The sequence below is a fragment of the Actinomadura luteofluorescens genome (assembly GCF_013409365.1).
Taxonomy (GTDB): domain Bacteria; phylum Actinomycetota; class Actinomycetes; order Streptosporangiales; family Streptosporangiaceae; genus Spirillospora; species Spirillospora luteofluorescens.
The window spans coordinates 8,755,891-8,777,243 of the sequence record NZ_JACCBA010000001.1; the positions used below are offsets into that span (position 1 = coordinate 8,755,891).

The following is a 21,353-nucleotide window of genomic DNA, read 5'->3' on the forward strand; positions in this document are numbered from 1 at the left end:
TTTCGCTCGCTCAGGCCGCCCGGGTCCCGGCGGTGGCCGGTTCCGGCGCGCCGCCGTTGCCGGCCCCGCCCATGAGCGCCCGGCGGCCGCTCAGGTCGGTGTCGTTGGCCAGCTGCCGCAGCCGCCGCAGCGAACGGTCGGTGATCTGCCGGACGCGGTTGTGGCTCAACCCGTACCGGGCGCCGATCTGCGCGTACGACAGCGGCTGGCCGCTGTCCATCCCGAACCGGGCCCGCAGGATCGCGGACTCGCGCTCGGGAAGCCGGTCCAGCAGCCGGCCGAGGCCCTCGATGTCGTCCAGGGCGAGGATCTCCGCCTCCGGCGTGACGGCGTCCGGATCCTCCAGCAGGTCGCCCATGGGCGTCTCGCCTGCGTCGTCGACGGTCGCGTCCAGGCTCGCCGGGTCGCGCCGCCAGCGCAGCAGCTCGTCGACGTGCTCGGCGTCGGCGCCGACGGCGCCCGCGAGCTCCTCGCGGTTCGGCTCCCTGCCGAGCTCGCGGCTGAGCTGGCGCTCGGCGCGCCGCAGCCGGGACAACTCCTCCTCGACGTGGACGGGCAGGCGGATCGTGCGGGCGGTGTGGCTCAGCCCGCGGCCGATGGCCTGCCGGATCCACCAGGTTGCGTACGTGGAGAACTTGAAGCCGCGGCGGTAGTCGAACTTCTCCACCGCGCGCATCAGGCCCAGGTTCCCCTCCTGGATGAGGTCAATGAGGGGCAACGAGTCGGTCGGGTACTTCCGGGCGATCGAGACGACCAGCCGCAGATTGGCCTCGACGAAGCGCTGCTTCGCGCGCAGCCCGGCCGCGGCCACCTCCGCCAGCTCCTCGCGGGACGCGCCCTCGGGCACGGTCCCCTCGTCGAGTAGCTGTTCGGCGTACAGGCCCCCTTCGATCGCCTTGGCCAGATCGACCTCCTCCTGCGCGTCGAGCAGGGGAGTACGGCCGATCCGGTCGAGGTACGCCCCGACAAGATCCTTGTCGGGGACTTCGACCCTGTCGCCCTTGGTACGGGTTCCAGCCATCCTGACCCTTCTCCGGTGCGATCTCCCTAGGAGGACAACGCCAATTACCGCTCTGTGATTCCCGGGTGGGGAATACTGCGAGGCTGTAAGCCGCTCTACGTCGTGATACCCCGACTGAGGAGAAACCGACATGGCGACGGTCACACTGACCGCTGAGAACTTCGACGAGGTGGCTCAGGGCGACGGCATCGTGCTGGTCGACTTCTGGGCCGAGTGGTGCGGCCCCTGCAAGAGGTTCGCGCCCGTCTTCGAGCGGTCGGCGGACAAGCACGAGGACATCGTCTTCGGCAAGGTGGACACCGACGCCGAGGCCGAGCTCTCGGAGCGGTTCGGCATCCGGTCCATCCCCACGCTGATGGCGATCCGGGACGGCATGATCGTGTTCGCCGAGCCGGGCGCGCTGCCCGAGTCGGTGCTGGAGAACGTGATCGAGCAGGTCCGCGGCCTCGACATGGAGGACGTCCGCCGGCGCGCCAAGGCCTGATCCGCCGTCCGCCAGGTTGCGCGGACGAGACGCGCGGCGGGCGCAGGGAAGGCGCGAGGGCAAAGAAGCGGACGGCGCCGCCCCCCGGCCGGCCGGCATGGTCGATGATGGACGGATGCTCGCCGATGTCGTCCGATACCTGGTGTGCCCCGTGTGCGGGGCCGACCTCGAACTGGCCGACCGCCGCCTGGCCTGCCCGGGCGGGCACACCTTCGACATCGCGCGGCAGGGGTACGCGAACCTGCTGCCGGGCAACGCCCGTCCGGGCACGGCCGACACGCCGGAGATGGTCCGCGCGAGGGACGAGTTCCTGACCGCCGGCCACTTCGCGGCTCTCGCGGACCGGCTCGCCTGCAGCGTATCGGCCGCCGATCCCGCCTTCGTCCTGGACGCGGGCGCCGGAACCGGGCACTACCTCGGTCGCATCCTCGACCGTTCGCCGGACGCCGTCGGCCTCGCCCTGGACATCTCCAAGCACGCGGCCCGGCGCGCCGCGAAGGCGCATCCGCGCTGCGGCGCCGTCGTCGCGGACCTCTGGCGCCCGTTCCCGCTGCGCGACGGCGCGGCCGACACCGTCGTCAACGTGTTCGCCCCGCGCAACGCGACCGAGTTCCACCGCGTGCTTCGCGACGACGGACTGCTGTTCACGGTGACGCCGTCACCCCGGCACCTCGGGACGCTCGTCGAGCCCCTCGGCCTGCTCTCGATCGACAAGGACAAGACCGAGCGCATGGACGCGGCGCTCTCCGGCTACTTCAAGCTGGACTCGCGCCAGGAGCTCGAAACCGAGACCGTCCTGACGCACGGCGAGGCGATCACGCTCGTCGGCATGGGGCCGAGCGCGCACCACGTTCCGCCGGAGAGGCTCAGGGAGCGGCTGGAAAGGCTGCCCGAGCCGCTGCGGGCACCGCTGTCGTTCGTCCTGTCCACCTACCGGCGGCTGGAGTAGCCGCGTTCCCGACCTGCGTGATCTCCAGCAGCACCTGTGGGGTCTCGCCCGGATCCGTCACCTCTTCGACGCCCGGCATATCGACCGCCGCGTACACGAACGACGCGGCGAGCGACCGGGCCGACGCGCTCAGCAGGAGACGCTGGAGGGCCTGGCCCGCCCGGAGCCACTCGGCACGGGAGTCGCCCCGCGTGGTCAGCACGGCACGCTGCCCCGCCGAGTTCGGCCCCGGGGGAAGCCTGCGGAGCGTGGCCCCTTCCAGCCTCGCCTCCCCGGCCAGTTCGTCGACGACGGGCAGCGGAGGGCAGGCGCCCGAGGCGGAGGGACCGGCGCGGAACGGCCGGAGAGTGGCGGCGTAGAGAAGCCGCTCCTCGCGAGACACGCGGTGGCGTCCGGCCAGACGCACGGACGCGAGGACGGATGGACGTCCGGCGTCGGGAAGCAACCGGACGACGGCCTCGTGACCGAGTTGTGCGGCGGCCAGGCGCAGGTTCACCAGCGCGGCGCCGCTGCTCAGGTGGAGGCCGCGCCCGGCGGGGTCGTGCGCCGGCCGGAACCTGGCCGGGTCCGCATGCACCTCGATTAGGCCGGAGACGACCTTGAACCTCCAGGCGTGCACGTCATGGACCGTGGGCCCCATCGTCGCGGCGACCACGAGACGCTCCGCCGAGGCGCGGACGGCGGTGGGCACATTCACGGGGATTCCTCCTGACCTCGGGCGGCAACCGACCCGGGAGCCACCGCCCGCCCCGTGAGAGGGTCCGCCGCGGGGGAGAGCGGTCAGGGCACGCTACCCCACTGTGAGCCGAAGCACGTAGTGCGTGAAAGGCGAGGTCAGCGCGCTCGGAGGTGGGCGCGGGTGACAAAGGGGGGCGGGTGGGCGCGGCCCGCGATTTGACGGTCCCGGCGAGCCGTCTTAATGTCTTCCTCGCCCCCAGGGGATGGGGACGCCGAGAGGCGGCCCGGCCCCGAGGAGCAAGCCACCGAAAATGGTTCGAGCGCCGCTCGGACTGCTGTAAGGTGGTGCGAGAGCCCGGAACGGGATGCAGGACGCCGCAAGGTGGCCGGCCCGCAGGGCGCCTCCCACGGAGCGATCTCTTCCGAGTCTTCGGCTTGGTTGGTGTTCGTCGCGTGGGGGACCGGACACACCCTCGGACGTCAAAAAGATCTTCGCGGATCCACTTGACACCGAAGATGAGTCTGGTAAGTTAGCAGGGTTGCCCCGGAGCCGGGGGCTGCGAGAGCGGGGTCCGGCGCGGTGGGTGTCCGTTTCTTGAGAACTCAACAGCGTGTTAAAAGCCAGTGCCTTTATCGGCTCGGTCATTGTTTGGCCGGGTCGCCCCGTGCCGCCCTGCTTTGTGGGGTGGTGGGGATTTCTTTGAGGCAATGCCGTCCCCTTTGTGGGGATGGTGATGCTGGGATTGTTTCCTGAGGTTTGGCTGGTCGGGGTTCGCCCCCTGGCTGGTCGTTGGACCTTGATGGAGAGTTTGATCCTGGCTCAGGACGAACGCTGGCGGCGTGCTTAACACATGCAAGTCGAGCGGAAAGGCCCCTTCGGGGGTACTCGAGCGGCGAACGGGTGAGTAACACGTGAGCAACCTGCCCCTGACTCTGGGATAAGCCCGGGAAACTGGGTCTAATACCGGATATAACCACTGGTCTCATGATCGGGTGGTGGAAAGTTTTTCGGTTGGGGATGGGCTCGCGGCCTATCAGCTTGTTGGTGGGGTGATGGCCTACCAAGGCGACGACGGGTAACCGGCCTGAGAGGGCGACCGGTCACACTGGGACTGAGACACGGCCCAGACTCCTACGGGAGGCAGCAGTGGGGAATATTGCGCAATGGGCGGAAGCCTGACGCAGCGACGCCGCGTGAGGGATGACGGCCTTCGGGTTGTAAACCTCTTTCAGCAGGGACGAAGCTAACGTGACGGTACCTGCAGAAGAAGCGCCGGCTAACTACGTGCCAGCAGCCGCGGTAATACGTAGGGCGCAAGCGTTGTCCGGAATTATTGGGCGTAAAGAGCTCGTAGGCGGTTTGTCGCGTCTGTCGTGAAAGCCCACGGCTTAACCGTGGGTCTGCGGTGGATACGGGCAGACTAGAGGCAGGTAGGGGAGAATGGAATTCCCGGTGTAGCGGTGAAATGCGCAGATATCGGGAGGAACACCGGTGGCGAAGGCGGTTCTCTGGGCCTGTACTGACGCTGAGGAGCGAAAGCGTGGGGAGCGAACAGGATTAGATACCCTGGTAGTCCACGCCGTAAACGTTGGGCGCTAGGTGTGGGGTCCTTCCACGGATTCCGCGCCGCAGCTAACGCATTAAGCGCCCCGCCTGGGGAGTACGGCCGCAAGGCTAAAACTCAAAGGAATTGACGGGGGCCCGCACAAGCGGCGGAGCATGTTGCTTAATTCGACGCAACGCGAAGAACCTTACCAAGGCTTGACATCGCCGGAAAACCATCAGAGATGGTGGGTCCTTTTGGGCCGGTGACAGGTGGTGCATGGCTGTCGTCAGCTCGTGTCGTGAGATGTTGGGTTAAGTCCCGCAACGAGCGCAACCCTCGTTCCATGTTGCCAGCACTTCGGGTGGGGACTCATGGGAGACCGCCGGGGTCAACTCGGAGGAAGGTGGGGATGACGTCAAGTCATCATGCCCCTTATGTCTTGGGCTGCAAACATGCTACAATGGCCGGTACAGAGGGCTGCGATACCGTGAGGTGGAGCGAATCCCTTAAAGCCGGTCTCAGTTCGGATCGAAGTCTGCAACTCGACTTCGTGAAGTCGGAGTCGCTAGTAATCGCAGATCAGCAACGCTGCGGTGAATACGTTCCCGGGCCTTGTACACACCGCCCGTCACGTCACGAAAGTCGGCAACACCCGAAGCCCGTGGCCCAACCACCTTGTGTGGGGGGAGCGGTCGAAGGTGGGGCCGGCGATTGGGACGAAGTCGTAACAAGGTAGCCGTACCGGAAGGTGCGGCTGGATCACCTCCTTTCTAAGGAGCACCAACTGGCCAGGTCGCCTCGTGAGAGGGATCTTGGTCGGTGGCCGCCGTTGACAGCGAGTGTCTGTCAGGTGGCTGCTCATAGATGTGGAGCACTGGCTACTCAGCTCACCGCGTGTGTGAGCCGGCAAGTACCGTCCTTCGGTTTCGGCTGGGGGAAGGGGAACGGCGGTTTCAGGCGGGTGGCGGATTGGACACGCTGTTGGGTCCTGAGGGAACGGGCGCGAGCTCGACCTCGGACTACGGGACCAGGACCACATTCCTTGATTGGGGTGTGGTTTTGGTGGGCCCGGTTGTTTTTTGAGAACTGCACAGTGGACGCGAGCATCTCTGGTAGATGATGAGAGCACGCTCGAAGAGATTCCTCCTTTTGGGGAGGGTGTTTTCGGGTTTGTTTTTGTTGTTTATCTGCGATTTGTTCTGATCGTTTTGTGTGTTCAAGTTTTTAAGGGCATACGGTGGATGCCTTGGCATCAGGAGCCGATGAAGGACGTGGGAGCCTGCGATATGCCTCGGGGAGTCGGCAACCAGACTTTGATCCGGGGATTTCCGAATGGGGAAACCTGGCACCCGTCATGGGGTGTCGCCGCCTGCTGAATGTATAGGCAGGTTGGTGGGAACGCGGGGAAGTGAAACATCTCAGTACCCGCAGGAAGAGAAAACAATAGTGATTCCGTGAGTAGTGGTGAGCGAAAGCGGAGGAGCCTAAACCGTGCGCGTGTGATAGCCGGCAGGCGTTGCGTGTGCGGGGTTGTGGGACCACCCGGTCGTCTCTGCCGAGACGGCGAGGAGTTATAAACCGCTGGGATAGTCGAATGGCTTGGGATGGCCGACCGTAGACGGTGAGAGTCCGGTAGACGAAATTCGAGTGGCTTCTGGGTGTGTTCCCGAGTAGCACGGGGCCCGTGAAATCCCGTGTGAATCTGCCACGACCACGTGGTAAGGCTGAATACTTCCTGATGACCGATAGCGGACCAGTACCGTGAGGGAAAGGTGAAAAGTGCCCCGGTGAGGGGTCGTGAAATAGTACCTGAAACCGTGTGCCTACAAGCCGTCAGAGCCTCCTCAGTTACCTTTCGGGGTTTCTGTTGGTGATGGCGTGCCTTTTGAAGAATGAGCCTGCGAGTTATGGTGTGTGGCGAGGTTAACCGGTGGCGGGTAGCCGTAGCGAAAGCGAGTCTGAATAGGGCGTTTTTAGTCGCATGCTGTAGACCCGAAGCGGAGTGATCTAGCCATGGGCAGGGTGAAGCGCCGGTAAGACGGTGTGGAGGCCCGAACCCACCAGGGTTGAAAACCTGGGGGATGACCTGTGGTTAGGGGTGAAAGGCCAATCAAACTCCGTGATAGCTGGTTCTCCCCGAAATGCATTTAGGTGCAGCGTCGCGTGTTTCTTGCCGGAGGTAGAGCTACTGGATGGCTGATGGGCCCTACCAGGTTACTGACGTCAGCCAAACTCCGAATGCCGGTAAGTGAGAGCGCGGCAGTGAGACTGCGGGGGATAAGCTTCGTAGTCGAGAGGGAAACAGCCCAGATCATCGGCTAAGGCCCCTAAGCGTGTGCTAAGTGGGAAAGGATGTGGAGTTGCTGTGACAACCAGGAGGTTGGCTTAGAAGCAGCCACCCTTGAAAGAGTGCGTAATAGCTCACTGGTCAAGTGATTCCGCGCCGACAATGTAGCGGGGCTCAAGCACACCGCCGAAGCCGTGGCATTGACACGTATGTGTTGATGGGTAGGGGAGCGTCCTGTATCCGGTGAAGCCTCGGGGTGACCCAGGGGTGGAGGGTGCGGGAGTGAGAATGCAGGCATGAGTAGCGAATCACACGTGAGAAACGTGTGCGCCGGATGACCAAGGGTTCCTGGGGCAGGCTAATCCGCCCAGGGTAAGTCGGGACCTAAGGCGAGGCCGACAGGCGTAGTCGATGGACAACGGGTTGATATTCCCGTACCCGCTGGTATGCGCCAACGCTGAATCCTCTGATGCTAACCACCCGAACCATGCTTCGGGCCTTCGGGCTTGTTGTGTGGGGAGCGTGGGGCCCGAGGGGGTAGTAGGTGAGTGATGGGGTGACGCAGGAGGGTAGCTCAGCCCGGGCGATGGTTGTCCCGGGGTAAGGCTGTAGGGAGAGAGATAGGTAAATCCGTCTCTCATGTATCCTGAGAGCTGATGCCGAGCCGTTTTAGGTGAAGTGAGTGATCCCATGCTGCCGAGAAAAGCCTCTAGCGAGTGTACCGGCGGCCCGTACCCCAAACCGACTCAGGTGGTCAGGTAGAGAATACCAAGGCGATCGGGTGAACTGTGGTTAAGGAACTCGGCAAATTGCCCCCGTAACTTTGGGAGAAGGGGGACCTCGCCCGGTGATGGCATTTGCTGTCTGAGCTGGGTGGGGTCGCAGAGGCCAGGGGGAAGCGACTGTTTACTAAAAACACAGGTCCGTGCGAAGTCGTAAGACGCTGTATACGGACTGACGCCTGCCCGGTGCCGGAACGTTAAGAGGACCGGTTAGGGGGACTTGTTCCTTCGAAGCTGAGAATCTAAGCGCCGGTAAACGGCGGTGGTAACTATAACCATCCTAAGGTAGCGAAATTCCTTGTCGGGTAAGTTCCGACCTGCACGAATGGCGTAACGACTTCCCCGCTGTCTCAACCACAGGCCCGGCGAAATTGCAGTACGAGTAAAGATGCTCGTTTCGCGCAGCAGGACGGAAAGACCCCGGGACCTTCACTATAGCTTGGCATTGGCGCTTGGAGCGTCTTGTGTAGGATAGGTGGGAGACTGTGAAGCCCAGACGCCAGTTTGGGTGGAGTCATTGGTGAAATACCACTCTGGTCGTTTTGAGCGTCTAACCCGCACCCGTGTATCCGGGTGGGGGACAGTGCCTGGTGGGTAGTTTAACTGGGGCGGTTGCCTCCCAAAATGTAACGGAGGCGCCCAAAGGTTCCCTCAGCCTGGTTGGCAATCAGGTGGCGAGTGCAAGGGCACAAGGGAGCTTGACTGTGAGACGGACGTGTCGAGCAGGTGCGAAAGCAGGGCCTAGTGATCCGGCACCTACGTGTGGAAGTGGTGTCGCTCAACGGCTAAAAGGTACCCCGGGGATAACAGGCTGATCTTCCCCAAGAGTCCATATCGACGGGATGGTTTGGCACCTCGATGTCGGCTCGTCGCATCCTGGGGCTGGAGTAGGTCCCAAGGGTTGGGCTGTTCGCCCATTAAAGCGGCACGCGAGCTGGGTTTAGAACGTCGCGAGACAGTTCGGTCCCTATCCGCTGTGCGCGTAGGAGAATTGTGAGGGTCTGTCCCTAGTACGAGAGGACCGGGACGGACGAACCTCTGGTGTGCCAGTTGTCCCGCCAGGGGCACGGCTGGTTGGCTACGTTCGGTCGGGATAACCGCTGAAAGCATCTAAGCGGGAAGCCTTCCTCGAGATGAGTTCTCCCACCCCGTCAGGGGTGTAAGGCCCCCGGTAGACGACCGGGTTGATAGGCCGGAGATGGAAGCGCGGTAACGTGTGGAGTCGACCGGTACTAATAGGCCGAGTGGCTTGAACACACTGAACGTTCAGAGTGAATTGCTGCGAGAGATTGTTCGCGTCCCTGTGTGGTTCCCAGGAAACAACTGGGTTCCCGTGTGTTGTTGATAACTGAATTTTTTCGAGCCGAATGGTTCGGACGTGGATTTGCCCACCTGCGGGTGGTGCGTTGAGACGTTCGGTAGTTTTGGCGAGGGGGAAACACCCGGTCCCATCCCGAACCCGGAAGTTAAGCCCTTCAGCGCCGATGGTACTGCATGGGAGACCGTGTGGGAGAGTAGGACGCCGCCGGACACATATTGCAGAAAGGCCCCGCCGTTACCGGCGGGGCCTTTCTCATTTTCACCGGGTCGACGCTTCGGTGTTGAATCAGGGTACGGCCGTCGGTTTGGCCGGGCAGTGGATCGTGCGAGGTCGAGTCCTTCTGCAGTCCTGACAAGGGGACTCCCACCACATCGAGGTCGAACGTGCGGCTGCATGCTACGAGCAGGGGCCGGAGGGGCGCACGTACAGGTCGGCCTTGGTTCGCCCAGTCTCCCGCCCGCCTGCGGCCAAGGGGACGCGGGCCAAGAAGCCGGTTGACGATGGGTGCCCGGAGCTCGTCGTGCACCGCGTGATCGCCCTACGTTGAGGCCGCTGTGCTGCTCGCTGGATGGGCGAGCCGGGCCGTCACCTCCGCTCGGGTTCCGATGCCGCTCAGAGGGGAGCGGCCATCGCGCCGATTCGCTCGGCGAGTTCCGGCGGGTCGTGCACCTCGAAATCGATGTCCATCAGAGCGGCCCACACGACGATCTTGTCCAGGCTCGTCCAGGCTTTTCGAGCCGCACCGCTGGACGGAGGTGGGCGCATCGATTGGCTCGATCGTTCCCGCCTCGACGGCATGGCGCTCGGCCCCGCCCTTTCCGGCCGCGTGCACGGTCAGTCGTGGCGCTGCGTGCTCGGGTCCGGTAGCGGGAAGCCCGCGCGAGGCGGGGAGGGCCGCCGGACGGAGGGAGCTAGGGCTTGTCTCGAAGGGGCCTCGGCCACGCGCGCGAACGCGTGAGCTGGCCGGTGGAGCGAAGCCGGAGGCGAGCGGAGCCGGGCAGATCGCGAAGCGATGCCGCGTTCGCTCAGGCCCGGTCACGTAGCGAGCCGCCAGGCGAGCGAAGTGGGCCGGGACTTTGAAACACAGCCGCCAGGCGAGCGAAGTGGGCCGGGACTGAATCAACACAACCTAGTCGGCGGGATTGTTCTGAGTCAGGGTCGCCGCGTAGTTGGCGAGCGAGCGGTTGTAGCGGGGGAGGTGGCGCGACAGGGCGCCGAGTGCGAGGCCGGCCGCCTCGCGTTCGCGTCCGACGTCGGTGAGTGCGAGCGCGAGGAACGCGGTGACGGCGTCGTCGAGTTCGTCGGAGCCGGCCTCGCGTTCCGCGGTCAGGAGCGCGACGCTCTCCTCGGCGCGACCGAGATTGCGGAGCGTGCTGGCGTACTGGATCGTCGCCTGCCTGCGCCGCGCTTCGGGGAGCCCCGCGGCGAAGGCTCGCCGGTAGTGGTCGGCGGCCTCCGCCTCGTTGCCGATCGAGTCGTGCGCGGACGCCAGCTCGTACTCGCCGACGGCGTCGCCGGGCGGGAGCTCGGCGGTCAGGGCCTCGACCTTCCCGAGGAAGACCTGGGGGTCGTGGTCGTCGAAGGCGCCCCAGAGGTCGGCCATTCGCTGTTCCCATTCGGGCGCGGGACTGGTCATGATCGCCAGGATACGGTCAGCGCTCCGGTTCCTGGTGGGCGAGGTCGAGCCAGAGCGCGACCGGATGCCGGATCGACGTGGCGGTGTTCCAGACCACGTCGTGCGGCGCGTGGTGCAGCCGGGCGTCGGGGAAGCGGCGGGTGAGTTCCCGCAGGGCGGTGGTCAGCTCCAGCCGGGCCAGCGGGGCGCCCAGGCAGACATGGGGACCGCCTCCGAAGGCGAGATGGTGGTTCGGGGTGCGCTGGAAGTCGATGTGCTCGGGATCCTCGAACACGTCCGGGTCGCGGTTGGCGCGGTCGACCGCCGGAATCACCAGGTCGCCCGCCCGCAGGCGAACGCCTCCGAGGTCCACTTCGCGGGCGGCCCGACGCGGCTGGGCGGATTCGAAGGCCGTGCCGGGAGTGGTGCGCAGCAGTTCCTCGACCGCGCCGGGAATGCGGTGAGGCTGTGCCGCGAGGAGCCGGTAGAGGGTGTCGCCTCCCTGCTCTCTGGCGGTGAGCAGCCGGAACAGGAAGCCCCCGATCGCTGCGGCCGTGGTCTCCCAGCCCGCGATGACGACACTGGCGGCCAGGAGCGCCGCCTCTTCCAGGCCGGTCTGCCGGCGGACGGCGTTCGCGGCGATCACAGAGAGGAGGCCGACGTCCTCGGAGGCGGGGTCGACATCGGACATGAGGCCGCCGAGGCGTCCGGCCATGTAGGCGGTCATCTCCAGCATGGCGCGCTCGTTGTCGGCGGCGCGGTCGGCGCCCGTGGAGAGGAAAAGGTCCCCCCACGTCCTGAACAGCGGCAGGTCGTCGTCGGGCAAGCCCATGGCGCTGCCGATGACGCCGAGGGTGAGGGGCATGGCGAGTTGCTCGTTGACCTCGATCGGATCGCCCGCCTGGACGAGCGCGTCGAGCAGCCGGGAGGTGAGGCGCTCGACGGTGGGGCGGTACCGGTCGATGCGAGCGGGGGCGAAGGCGTTGCCGATCAGGTCGCGCTGCGCGCGGTGCTCCCGGCCGTCCAGCGCCAGCATCGTCGGAGACGTGTGCGGGTAGGGCGGGATCGCGTCCGCCCCGGCGCGCTGGAACGTGTCCTGCTCGCGCAGGACGCGCCGGCATTCCGCGTGCCCGGTGACCAGGAACGCCTCGTGCCCTTCCGGGAGGCGGACGCGGGAGACCGGGGCGAGCCCGTCGTAGAGGGCGGACAGCCCCATCGGGTCGGCGGGCCGGCGCCCGTCGACCGGGACGTCCTGACAGGGGAACGGGTAGCGCGGGTGATCGGTGGCCGTCACGTCGCTCCTCGCGGGTTCTCGCCGGGATGCTCATCTGCCGCCTCGAAGGTCGGCCGAGCCCCCGGGTCTGTCAAGCCGGGACGAGATCGATGTGGCGCCGGAGACACCTGGGGTCCCCGCAACCCGCGTGCAACGTGGGATGCGGAAGGATTGGACCGTTCGGCCACGGCCGGAATCAGGGTCGCGCCGGTGCCAACCCACACACCGCACCGGCGCGACCGCCGGGCCGCAGGTCAGACGTTCGCGTCGCGGTTCCTGGCGGCGCCGAGCCCCTTCTCCGGGACGGGTTTCCGCGCGCCGCGCCCGGCGAGTCCGAACAGCCCCAGCGCCCCCAGGGCGCAGGCCGCCGCGGCGGGCGGGAGAGAGCCCGGTCCCAGAGTGCCGAGCAGCCAGCCGCCGAGGCCCGCGCCCAGCGAGGCGCCGACGTAGACCGCGCTGCTGCTGAGCGCCAGCACCTGCGGGCCGGTCTCCGCGCCGGCCAGCGCGAGGACGCGCGCCTGGACGGGCGGAGGGACGGCCCAGGCCGCCGCCGACCACACCAGCAGCAGCGGGACGACCAGCAGCAGATGCGCCGGTCGCAGCGACCAGGCCAGCGCCAGTCCCGCCATCGCCGCGACGAAGGCTGCCGAGGCGATCGCGAACGCCCTGAGCGGGCCGACGCGGTCGACGAGGGAGCCGCTGAGTCGCCCGCCCGCGATGCCCGCGGCGCCGGTGAGGACCAGGAGGCCGCCGAGGCCGGACGGGCTGACGCCCGCCGTCTCGTCGAGGAACGGCGCCAGATATGTCTGGATCATCAGGTTGCCGAGGACCGCGGCGACGGCGGCGAGCAGCGCGCACGCGATGGCGGGGCGGGCCAGGGGGCGGAGGCGTTCGCCCAGACCGGCCGCGGGCGACGGAGCCGTGTCCGGCAGGGCGGCGCGCAGGAACGCCAGGGCGGCGAGGCCGAGGAGGCCGCCGGTCACGAAGGTGGCCCTCCAGCCGAGTGCCGCACCGGTCCACGTCCCGAGCGGGACGCCGACGACGACGGCGCCGGTGAGTCCGGTCATCACGGTGGCGAGGTCGCGGCCCCGGCGCTGCGGGGGAGCGAGCGCGGCGGTGACCGCGAACACCGCGGGCAGGACGGTCGCGGCGGCGAGCGCGGCCACGATCCGCAGCGCCATCAGCGCCGGATACGACGCGGCGAGCGGGACGGCGAGGTTGGCGGCGCTGAACACCAGCATCCCGCCGGTCAGCAGGCGGCGCCGCGGCCAGGACGCCGTGACCACGGCCGCCACGGGCGCGACCGCGGCGCAGATGACGGAGAAGACGGTCACGAGCTGCCCGGCCGCGGCCTCGCCGACCGACAGCCCGTCCGCGATGGAGGGCAGCACGCCGACGATCACGAAGTCGTCGGTCTGGAGGGCGAACGCGGTGAGCGCGAGCGCGGCGAGCCGGAGCCCGCCGCGGGGGCGGCGAAGGAGGGGCATGCCATTAAGGTAACACTCGTTACCCTATAGGCTGGACGCCCCGGACCGAGGGAAGGGACCCGCCAGTGCCGAGGCCGCGCGACCCCCGCCGCCGCACCGAGATACTCGACGCCGTGCTCGACCACCTCGCCGAACACGGGATGTCCGGCCTGTCGATGCGCCCCATCGCCCAGGCGCTCGGGCAGAGCACGCGCGTCCTGACCCATCACTTCGCCGACAAGGACGCCCTCCTCGCCGCCCTGCTGAAGCGCCTGGACGAGGTCCAGCAGGAGCAGCTCCACGCGACCGAAGGCTGGGACGACACGGCGCGCGGCATCGGCGCCGTCGTCCGCGACTCCTGGGACCGCCACCTCGCCCCCGAGAACATCGCGCGGACCCGGCTCGTCCTCGAGATCGAAGGGCTGGCGGCGGCCGGCCGTCTCGGCGACCGGGTTCCGGCCTTCCTGACCGAGCGGGCCGAGTTCGTCGCCGGAGCTCTGACCGCCCGTGGTCTCGCCCCGGGCCAGGCCCTCGTCAAGGCCACCTTCCTCAACGGCGCCTACTCGGGTCTGCAGACCGACTTCCTCACCACCGGCGACCGCGAACGCGTCGAGGTCGCGCTCGGGGAGCTGTGCGCGCTCGCCGACTCCTGGACGGACAACGGCGCCTGACACGTCCTGGCGCCCGGAAGGCGCCGGATCCGGGTCTGTCGTGGGGGCGCTACTCCTGCGCCCGGAAGGGGTGCCAGCGCAAACGTCGCCAGTGTTCGACGGTGCCGACTGGCGATGCCAGACAGACTTGGGTCCGGCAGGGATTGGACCTGTCCCCGCGTGGGACCTGGTCATACCGTCCGCCCATGCGTAACACACGACGTTTCGCCCTCGCGGCCGCGGCCGCGTTCCCCCTCATGGCCGCGCTGCCGGCGGCGTCCGCCGCGGGCTCCGGCGCGACCGCCGCCGGGACCGTCTTCTATCCCAACCCCGTCCAGCAGCTCGGGGACCAGTCCCTCACCGACGCGAAGGGCGCCGACTACGCCGCCCTCGCACCCGCCTACAGGCAGGTCACCCTCACCGACCTCGACGGGTCCGGCTCGCTCACCGGGCGGTACGTGCGGGTCAAGAGCGAGACCGGCAAGGCCGCCCGGATCGACGGCGGCGCGCTGCCCGCCTACCACCGCGACTCCGACCAGTTCGAGCAGGTGATGGGCTACTACTGGGTGACGACCGCGCAGCGGTACCTCCAGCACCTCGGGTTCGGGTCAGGTCTGCGCCCCGTGAACCAGCGGCAGATCGAGCTGCGGATCAACCAGTACGGCGGCGACAACTCCTTCTTCCGCCCCGACAAGGCGAACATCACGCTCGGCAAGGGCGGGGTGGACGACGCCGAGGACGCCGAGGTGGTCATCCACGAGTACGGCCACTCCGTGCAGGACGGCCAGGTCACGGGGTTCGGCACGAACCTGGAGTCGGGCGCGATCGGGGAGGCGTTCGGCGACTACCTGGCGGTGGCCGTGACCAGCTGGGCGACCGGCACACCGACCAGGACTCCGGAACCGTGCGTCGCCGACTGGGACTCGGTGTCCTACACGTCCGGACCCACGCACTGCCTGCGGAGGCTGGACGGGACGAAGCACTACCCCGAGGACGTCCGCGGTGAGGTCCACGCCGACGGCGAGATCTGGTCGCGGGCCCTGTGGGACATCCGGCAGGCGCTCGGCGACTCCAAGGCGAGCACGCTGATCGTGGAGGCGCAGTTCGCGTTCGCGCCGGACACCTCGTTCAAGGCGGCCGCCGAGGCGACCGTCGCCGCGGCGCAGCGCCTCTACGGCGCGACGGCCGCGCGGGCCGCGCAGGAGGCGTTCGCGGCGCGGGGCATTTTGTGACCGCCTGATCGTCGAAGGCGTGGTGCGGCCGTAAGGAGCGTCGTAGCATTCGCTCATGATCACAGCCGCACTCGCCTTCGCCGTCGCCGCGATGATCATCAACGTGGCGCCGGGGCTCGACACGTTCCTGGTGCTGCGGACCTCCGTCACGCGGGGGCGGGGCTGCGGGCTGGCCGCGGCCCTCGGGATCATGGCCGGATGCGCGGTGTGGGGGCTCGCCACGGCGATCGGGCTGACCGCTCTGCTGACCGCCTCGCACGTCGCGTACACCGCGGTGCGCGTCTGTGGCGCCGCCTACCTGGTGTGGCTCGGGGCGACCGCGCTCTGGCGTGTCAGGCGGAAGACCGAGGCCGAAACTCCGGAGCCAGTCGTGGCGGCGGGACGGCGTGCGGCCTTCCGCGCCGGGGTCGGGACCAACCTGCTGAACCCCAAGGCGGGGGTCTTCTACATGAGCCTCGTCCCGCAGTTCATGCCCCACGGGGCGCCGGTGTTCGGCACGACGGTCCTGTTCACGGCGATCGACGTGGCCGAGCTGGCGCTCTGGTTCTGGGTCCTGTCGGGCGCGGCCGCCGCCATGGGGGAGCGGCTGCGGCGCCCGTCGTTCCGGCGGCGGATGGAGCAGCTCAGCGGGTTGGCCTTCCTCGGCTTCGCCGCCCATCTGCTGGCCGGCCGGCCCTGACCGGGTGAGCGTCGTCACCGGTATGGGGCGCCGGGGTTGCGGCGAAATCGCCGGGGCGCCGTCCCGGACGCCGTAGGCTGCTCGGGTGACTGAGAAGCTGTGGCACATCGAGCCGTCGGGGCCGCTTCGCGGAGACGTCACCGTGCGCGGGGCGAAGAACGCGGTGAGCAAGCACATGGTCGCGGCGATGCTGGGGGACGGGCCGAGCACGATCGGCAACGCGCCGGACGTCGGCGAGGTCGGCATCACGGCGGGCATGCTGGAGCACGTCGGGATGACCGTGGAGCGGTCCGGCGGCGATGTGACGGTCGTGCCGGGACCGGTGTCGGACCCGAGCGTCGGCAAGGCGTTCACCGGCCTGAACCGCATCCCGATCCTGATGCTGGGCCCGCTGCTGCACCAGGCCGGCGAGGCGTTCGTGCCGCTGGTCGGGGGCGACCCGATCGGGCGGCGGCCGGTCGACTTCCACGTGGAGGCGCTGCGGGCGTTCGGGGCCGAGGTGTCGCTGGCCTCCGACGGGATCCACGCGCACGCCACGCGCCTGGTCGGAACGCGCATCGAGCTGCCGTACCCGAGCGTGGGCGCCACCGAGACGGTGCTGCTGGCGGCGGTGCGGGCCGAGGGGAAGACCGTCATCCGCAACGCGGCGACCGAGCCGGAGATCACCGAGCTGGCGCTGTTCCTCCAGCGGATGGGCGCGCGGATCTCCTTCGCCCCCGACCGGCGCATCGTGGTGGAGGGCGTCGAGCGGCTGAGCGGCGCGCAGACGCGGCTGGGCGGCGACCGGATCGAGGCGTTCTCCTACCTGGTCGCGGGCCTGGTGACGGGGGGCGAGGTGCGGGTGCACGGGTGCCCGCAGGACCGGCTCGTCACCGCCATCACGACGCTGACCAGGATGGGCGCCGAGTTCGAGATCACCGACGACTGGATCATGGCGTCCGCGCCCGGCGGCCTGCGCCCCGCGGCGGTGCAGACCGACACCCACCCCGGGTTCGCGACCGACTGGCAGACGCCGCTGATGGTGCTGTTCACCCAGGCGGACGGCATGTCGGTGCTGCACGAGACCGTGTACGAGAACCGGCTCGCCTACGTCCCGGCGCTGCAGAGCATGGGCGCGGAGATCGAGGTCTACGACACGTGCCTGGGCGGTCCGGCGTGCCGGTACCACGACACGGCGGCGCTGCACTCGGCCGTGGTGCGCGGGGTGTCCAAGCTCCGCGGCGGCGACGTGACCATGCCGGACATCCGGGCCGGGTTCTCGGCCGTCCTGGCGGCGGCGGTCGCGGAAGGGCCGTCCACGCTCCGGGGCGTGCACCACATCGAACGCGGCTACCACCATCCGGTCGAGCAGTTCCGGACGCTGGGCCTGTCGCTGCGGGCGGGCTAGGACGGACGTCCGGGGAACGGGGCCGTCCGGGGCCAGGTGAAGGTCAGCGACCCGCCGACGGGCAGGTCGCGCTGGTAGTGGACGAGGTCGTGCGGGATGTGGTCGTCGTAGCCGGGGCGCGGTCCGACCGGCCAGGCTAGGCCGCGGCCTTCCCGCGGCGCATTCCGGTTTCCTACGGTGTGATCAGATGCCTGGAGGGTGCACCGTGGAGTTCGACCGGACCGACCCGTATCCGTTCTACGCCCGAGCGCGTGAGGCCGAAGGGCTGACCTTCGTCCCCGAGCTGGACGCCTGGCTCGTCGCCCGGCACGCCGACGCGCGGGCGGTGCTGCGCGATCCGGAGACGTTCTCGTCGGCGAACGCGCTGCGGCCGGACGTGGTGCCGGGGCCCGAGGCCGTCGACGTGCTGCGGTCGCTGCCGCAGGGCCGCCCCGTCGTGCTCACGGCCGACGGCGACGATCACCGGCGGGTGCGCGAGCCGCTGACGCGCGGGCTGTCGCCGAAGCGGGTCGCCGCGGCCCTGCCGTTCATCACCCGCAGGGCCCGGGAACTGGTCGACTCCTTCGCCGGTGACCACCGCGTCGAGCTGATGGGACGGTACGCGCGCGTCCTGCCGGGCGAGGTGATCGGGCACATGCTCGGCATCGACCCGGAGAAGATGCCCGCGCTGATCGAGGGCGGCTACCGGGCGGAGGACCTCATCTTCAAGCCGATGAGCACCGGCGAGCAGGTCGCCGCCGCCGAGCAGGTCGCGGGCATGAAGCGGGTGCTGGACGCGCACGTGCGGGGCCGGGAGCCGGGGGACGACCTGTGCGGCGAGATGGCGCGCGCGATCGAGCCGCACGGCACGCTCATCTCCAACCTGCAGAACATCCTGCTGGCGGGGCATCTGACGACGACGGCGCTCATCGGGACGGCGGTGCTGCACCTGCTGCGGAACCGGGAGCAGTGGGAACTGCTGTGCGCCCGGCCCGAGCTCGTCCCGGCGGCCGTCGAGGAGGCCGCGCGCTACGACACGGCCATCCAGGGCTTCCGCAGGGTCACGACGCGGCCGGTGCGGGTGGCGGGCACCGACCTGCCCGCGGGTGCCGAGGTCTTCGTCGCCTTCGCCGCGACCGGACGCGACCCGCGGGCCCACGACCGTCCCGACGAGTTCGACATCACCCGCGCGCCGGCGCGGCACCTGGCGTTCGGGCACGGCGTCCACGCCTGCCCGGGCTCGCAACTCGCCCGCGAGCAGGTCCGCGTCACGCTGCAGGAGCTGACCGCGCGGCTGCCGGGCCTGCGCGCTGAGGAGCCGGTGGAGATGCTGCCGAGCCTGATCCACCGCTCGCCCAGGGAGCTGTTCCTTACCTGGTGATGGCCGGAACCTACAAGACGGGCGTGCTCGCGGGGGCCACGCTGGAGGCATGGACCTGACCAAGGCATCCGACTTCATGGCCACGCACGCGCGTCTCCTGGACCGCCGGCGCTTCGAACTGCTGACCGGGGAGGGCGACCGGGAGGCGCTGCTCGCCGCGCTCAACGCCTACCGGAACCCCGACGGCGGCTACGGCCGCGGGCTTGAGCCCGACCTCCGGTCGCGGACGAGCCAGCCGGGTCCCGCGCTGCACGCGTTCGAGGTCTTCGAGGAGCTCGCCCCGGTGACCGCGCCCGAAGCGGTCGCGCTCTGCGACTGGCTGGATTCGGTGACGCTGCCCGATGGAGGCCTCCCGTTCGCTCTGCACGTCCCCGACCCGGCCGGCTGCGCGCCGTTCTGGACGCAGGCCGACCCCAGGGCGTCCTCGCTGCAGATCACCGCCGTGGTCGCTGCCATGGCGCAGCGCGTCGCCGTCCACGACAAGGCGGTCGCAGGGCACCCCTGGCTCGACCGCGCCACCCGCTACTGCCTCGACGCCCTCCGCGCGAAGGACGCGATGCACGCCCTGGAGGTGGAGTTCGCCATGTGGCTGGCCGACGCCGTCGACGACACCGAGGCCATCGCCCTGCTCGGCGAGCGCATCCCGGATGACGGCCTCCTCCACGTGGAGGGCGGCCTGGAGGACGAGACGCTGCGGCCGCTCGACTTCGCGCCCTTCCCGGGCCGTCCCTCCCGGTCCGTCTTCAAGCCGGACGTCGTGGCCGCCGAGCTTCGACGGCTCGACGGCATGCAGGGGGACGACGGCGGATGGCGTGTCGACTTCGCGTCCTACTCGCCGGCCGCCGAACTGGAGTGGAGCGGGTACGCCACCGTCAGGGCGGTTTCCATCCTGACCCGCAACGCCGACCGCTAGCCGCCGTCCGGGGCGGGGCGGGCACGCGTGGGATCCTGGAGGCGCAGGCCACCATCCGACGGCACCGGAGGCTCCCGATGGACAACGGCCCGGGTCACACGGCGCTCACCCCGCTCGCGTTCCTCGAACGGTCGGCTCAGGTGTTCCCCGGCAAGACGGCCTACGTCCACGGGGACCGGCGCGCCACCTACGCCGAGTTCGCCGCCGAGACGACGCGGCTGGCGAACGCGCTGCGCGCCTCGGGGATCGAGCCCGGAGACCGCGTCGCCTACCTGGCGCCCAACATCCCGGAGCTGCTCGTCGCGCATTTCGCGGTGCCGCTCGCCGGGGCCGTGCTCGTCGCGATCAACACCCGGCTCGCGCCGGACGAGATCCGCTACATCCTCGACCATTCGGGCGCGAAGGCGCTGGTGGTGGACGCGGGGCTGCATCCGTCCGTGGCGCCGCTCGCGGGCGGCCTGCCCCTGACGGTCACCATTCCCGCGACCGGCGCCGGCCCCGACCCGGCGGTCGGCGGCATCGGCTACGAGGAGCTGGCGGCGCGCGGCTCGGACGACCCGCTGCCCTGGGCCGTCCGGGACGAGAACGCCGCCATCTCGATCAACTACACGTCCGGCACCACCGGGCGGCCGAAGGGCGTCGTCTACACGCACCGCGGCGCCTACCTCAACGCTCTCGGCGAGGTAGTGCACTCGCGGCACACGCCCGAGAGCGTCTACCTGTGGACGCTGCCGATGTTCCACTGCAACGGCTGGTGCACGCCCTGGGCGCTCGCCGCGATCGGCGGGACGCAGGTGTGCCTGCGCGCCGTCGTCGCCGCGGAGATCTGGCGGCTCATCGGCACCGAGGGCGTCACCCACCTCAACGGCGCCCCGACCGTCCTCGTGACGATCGCGAACGCGGCGGAGGCGCACCCGCTGGAGCGGCCGCTGACCGTCACGACGGCGGGCGCGCCGCCGAGCCCGACGATCATCGGGCAGATGGAGGGGCTCGGGGCGGGCATCGTGCACGTGTACGGGCTGACGGAGACCTACGGCCCGTACTCGGTGTGCGAGCCGCAGCCCGGCTGGGCGGGGCTGCCCGCCGGGGACCGGGCCCGGCTGCTGGCCCGGCAGGGCGTCGGCATGATCCAGACCGACGGGCTGCGGGTCGTCGACGGCGACATGAACGACGTCCCGGCCGACGGGACGACGCTCGGCGAGATCGTCATGCGCGGCAACAACGTCATGAAGGGGTACCACCGGGACGCGGAGGCCACCGCGCACGCGTTCCGCGGCGGGTGGTTCCACTCCGGCGACCTCGGCGTCCGGCACCCCGACGGCTACGTCGAGCTGCGCGACCGCTCCAAGGACATCATCGTCTCCGGCGGGGAGAACATCTCCACGGTCGAGGTCGAGCGGGCGATCGACTCGCATCCGGCCGTGCTGGAGGTCGCGGTCGTCGCGGTCCCGGACGAACGGTGGGGCGAGCGCCCCAAGGCGTTCGTGGTCCTGCGCGACGGGCGCGGCGCCACCGAGGCCGAGCTGGTCGAGCACGTCAGGGCGAGCCTCGCCCGGTACAAGGCGCCCGACACGGTGGAGTTCGTCGCCGAGCTGCCCAAGACCTCCACCGGGAAGATCCAGAAGTTCCAGCTGCGCGAGCGGGAGTGGGCGGGGCGCGACCGCCGCGTCCAGGGCTGAGGATCCCGCCGCGGCGGGGCCACCCGCCGT

15 protein-coding genes and 3 rRNA genes are annotated in these 21,353 nt (G+C 69.0%); 12 read left to right on the forward strand and 6 right to left on the reverse strand.

What is annotated here, in order from left to right; genetic code table 11:
• Positions 1-10: 10 nt before the first annotated feature.
• Entirely contained in the window at positions 11-1,021 is a 1,011-nt protein-coding gene (locus tag BJY14_RS40355) for a sigma-70 family RNA polymerase sigma factor (protein ID WP_246396295.1), read from the reverse strand.
• 130 nt (positions 1,022-1,151) lie between these two features.
• On the opposite strand from BJY14_RS40355, the gene trxA reads away from it, so the two are divergent.
• Complete coding sequence (gene trxA / locus BJY14_RS40360) at positions 1,152-1,505, forward strand: thioredoxin (protein WP_179848403.1); 354 nt, start codon at positions 1,152-1,154, stop codon at positions 1,503-1,505.
• Between the two features lie 115 nt (positions 1,506-1,620).
• Positions 1,621-2,454 (forward strand): putative RNA methyltransferase, encoded by an 834-nt coding sequence (locus BJY14_RS40365; RefSeq protein ID WP_179848404.1) that lies wholly within the window; start codon positions 1,621-1,623, stop codon positions 2,452-2,454.
• On the opposite strand, the gene BJY14_RS40370 is transcribed toward BJY14_RS40365, so the two are convergent.
• Positions 2,372-3,151, reverse strand: coding sequence for a hypothetical protein (locus BJY14_RS40370; protein WP_179848405.1), 780 nt, complete (start codon positions 3,149-3,151; stop codon positions 2,372-2,374). The two genes, BJY14_RS40365 and BJY14_RS40370, sit on opposite strands and share 83 nt — an antisense overlap.
• 778 nt (positions 3,152-3,929) lie before the next feature.
• Here BJY14_RS40370 and BJY14_RS40375 point away from each other — a divergent pair.
• The 3 genes from BJY14_RS40375 to rrf all read left to right on the forward strand — a co-directional run bounded on the left by BJY14_RS40375 (position 3,930) and on the right by rrf (position 9,279).
• Positions 3,930-5,449 (forward strand): 16S ribosomal RNA (locus tag BJY14_RS40375).
• 444 nt (positions 5,450-5,893) lie between these two features.
• Positions 5,894-9,005: ribosomal RNA gene (locus BJY14_RS40380) — 23S ribosomal RNA — on the forward strand.
• Positions 9,006-9,162: 157 nt separating this feature from the next.
• Positions 9,163-9,279 (forward strand): 5S ribosomal RNA (rrf, locus tag BJY14_RS40385).
• The 16S, 23S and 5S rRNA genes sit together here, the layout of an rRNA operon.
• Before the next feature lie 402 nt (positions 9,280-9,681).
• Here rrf and BJY14_RS40390 read toward each other — a convergent pair.
• The 4 genes from BJY14_RS40390 to BJY14_RS40405 all read right to left on the reverse strand — a co-directional run bounded on the left by BJY14_RS40390 (position 9,682) and on the right by BJY14_RS40405 (position 13,444).
• Positions 9,682-9,834 carry a hypothetical protein gene (locus tag BJY14_RS40390; protein WP_179848406.1) on the reverse strand — a complete coding sequence of 51 codons (153 nt, stop codon included), beginning with the start codon at positions 9,832-9,834 and terminating at the stop codon, positions 9,682-9,684.
• A gap of 364 nt (positions 9,835-10,198) precedes the next feature.
• A complete protein-coding gene (locus BJY14_RS40395; RefSeq protein ID WP_179848407.1) occupies positions 10,199-10,705 on the reverse strand; it encodes a tetratricopeptide repeat protein in 507 nt (168 codons plus the stop codon).
• A 16-nt stretch (positions 10,706-10,721) separates the two neighbouring features.
• Positions 10,722-11,978: a cytochrome P450 gene (locus tag BJY14_RS47555; RefSeq protein WP_179848408.1), complete on the reverse strand. Its 1,257-nt coding sequence runs from the start codon at positions 11,976-11,978 to the stop codon at positions 10,722-10,724.
• A 233-nt stretch (positions 11,979-12,211) separates the two neighbouring features.
• Positions 12,212-13,444: an MFS transporter gene (locus tag BJY14_RS40405; protein WP_179848409.1), complete on the reverse strand. Its 1,233-nt coding sequence runs from the start codon at positions 13,442-13,444 to the stop codon at positions 12,212-12,214.
• A gap of 65 nt (positions 13,445-13,509) precedes the next feature.
• Between BJY14_RS40405 and BJY14_RS40410 the strand changes: the two genes are divergently transcribed.
• From BJY14_RS40410 to BJY14_RS40440, 7 genes are all read left to right on the forward strand, one after another.
• A complete protein-coding gene (locus tag BJY14_RS40410) occupies positions 13,510-14,094 on the forward strand; it encodes a TetR/AcrR family transcriptional regulator (RefSeq protein ID WP_179848410.1) in 585 nt (194 codons plus the stop codon).
• A gap of 185 nt (positions 14,095-14,279) precedes the next feature.
• Entirely contained in the window at positions 14,280-15,305 is a 1,026-nt protein-coding gene (locus BJY14_RS40415) for a M4 family metallopeptidase (RefSeq protein ID WP_179848411.1), read from the forward strand.
• A gap of 55 nt (positions 15,306-15,360) precedes the next feature.
• Positions 15,361-15,984 carry a LysE family translocator gene (locus BJY14_RS40420; protein WP_179848412.1) on the forward strand — a complete coding sequence of 208 codons (624 nt, stop codon included), beginning with the start codon at positions 15,361-15,363 and terminating at the stop codon, positions 15,982-15,984.
• 85 nt (positions 15,985-16,069) lie between these two features.
• Positions 16,070-17,371, forward strand: a complete 1,302-nt coding sequence (gene murA / locus BJY14_RS40425; protein ID WP_179848413.1) for a UDP-N-acetylglucosamine 1-carboxyvinyltransferase — start codon at positions 16,070-16,072, stop codon at positions 17,369-17,371.
• A gap of 205 nt (positions 17,372-17,576) precedes the next feature.
• Complete coding sequence (locus BJY14_RS40430; RefSeq protein WP_312879689.1) at positions 17,577-18,731, forward strand: cytochrome P450; 1,155 nt, start codon at positions 17,577-17,579, stop codon at positions 18,729-18,731.
• A 49-nt stretch (positions 18,732-18,780) separates the two neighbouring features.
• Positions 18,781-19,644, forward strand: coding sequence for a hypothetical protein (locus tag BJY14_RS40435; RefSeq protein ID WP_179848415.1), 864 nt, complete (start codon positions 18,781-18,783; stop codon positions 19,642-19,644).
• A gap of 77 nt (positions 19,645-19,721) precedes the next feature.
• On the forward strand, positions 19,722-21,323 hold the full coding sequence (locus tag BJY14_RS40440) for an acyl--CoA ligase family protein (protein ID WP_179848416.1): 1,602 nt from the start codon (positions 19,722-19,724) through the stop codon (positions 21,321-21,323).
• Positions 21,324-21,353 lie beyond the last annotated feature (30 nt).

Excerpts from the sequence above, each read along its gene's own strand:
- BJY14_RS40390 (WP_179848406.1), bottom strand. The coding sequence starts at position 9,834 with ATGCGCCCACCTCCGTCCAGCGGTGCGGCTCGAAAAGCCTGGACGAGC.
- BJY14_RS40365 (WP_179848404.1), top strand. The coding sequence starts at position 1,621 with ATGCTCGCCGATGTCGTCCGATACCTGGTGTGCCCCGTGTGCGGGGCC.
- BJY14_RS40405 (WP_179848409.1), bottom strand. The coding sequence starts at position 13,444 with ATGCCCCTCCTTCGCCGCCCCCGCGGCGGGCTCCGGCTCGCCGCGCTC.
- trxA (WP_179848403.1), top strand. The coding sequence starts at position 1,152 with ATGGCGACGGTCACACTGACCGCTGAGAACTTCGACGAGGTGGCTCAG.
- BJY14_RS40440 (WP_179848416.1), top strand. The coding sequence starts at position 19,722 with ATGGACAACGGCCCGGGTCACACGGCGCTCACCCCGCTCGCGTTCCTC.
- BJY14_RS40395 (WP_179848407.1), bottom strand. The coding sequence starts at position 10,705 with ATGACCAGTCCCGCGCCCGAATGGGAACAGCGAATGGCCGACCTCTGG.
- BJY14_RS40420 (WP_179848412.1), top strand. The coding sequence starts at position 15,361 with ATGATCACAGCCGCACTCGCCTTCGCCGTCGCCGCGATGATCATCAAC.
- BJY14_RS40355 (WP_246396295.1), bottom strand. The coding sequence starts at position 1,021 with ATGGCTGGAACCCGTACCAAGGGCGACAGGGTCGAAGTCCCCGACAAG.
- BJY14_RS40415 (WP_179848411.1), top strand. The coding sequence starts at position 14,280 with ATGCGTAACACACGACGTTTCGCCCTCGCGGCCGCGGCCGCGTTCCCC.
- BJY14_RS40435 (WP_179848415.1), top strand. The coding sequence starts at position 18,781 with ATGGACCTGACCAAGGCATCCGACTTCATGGCCACGCACGCGCGTCTC.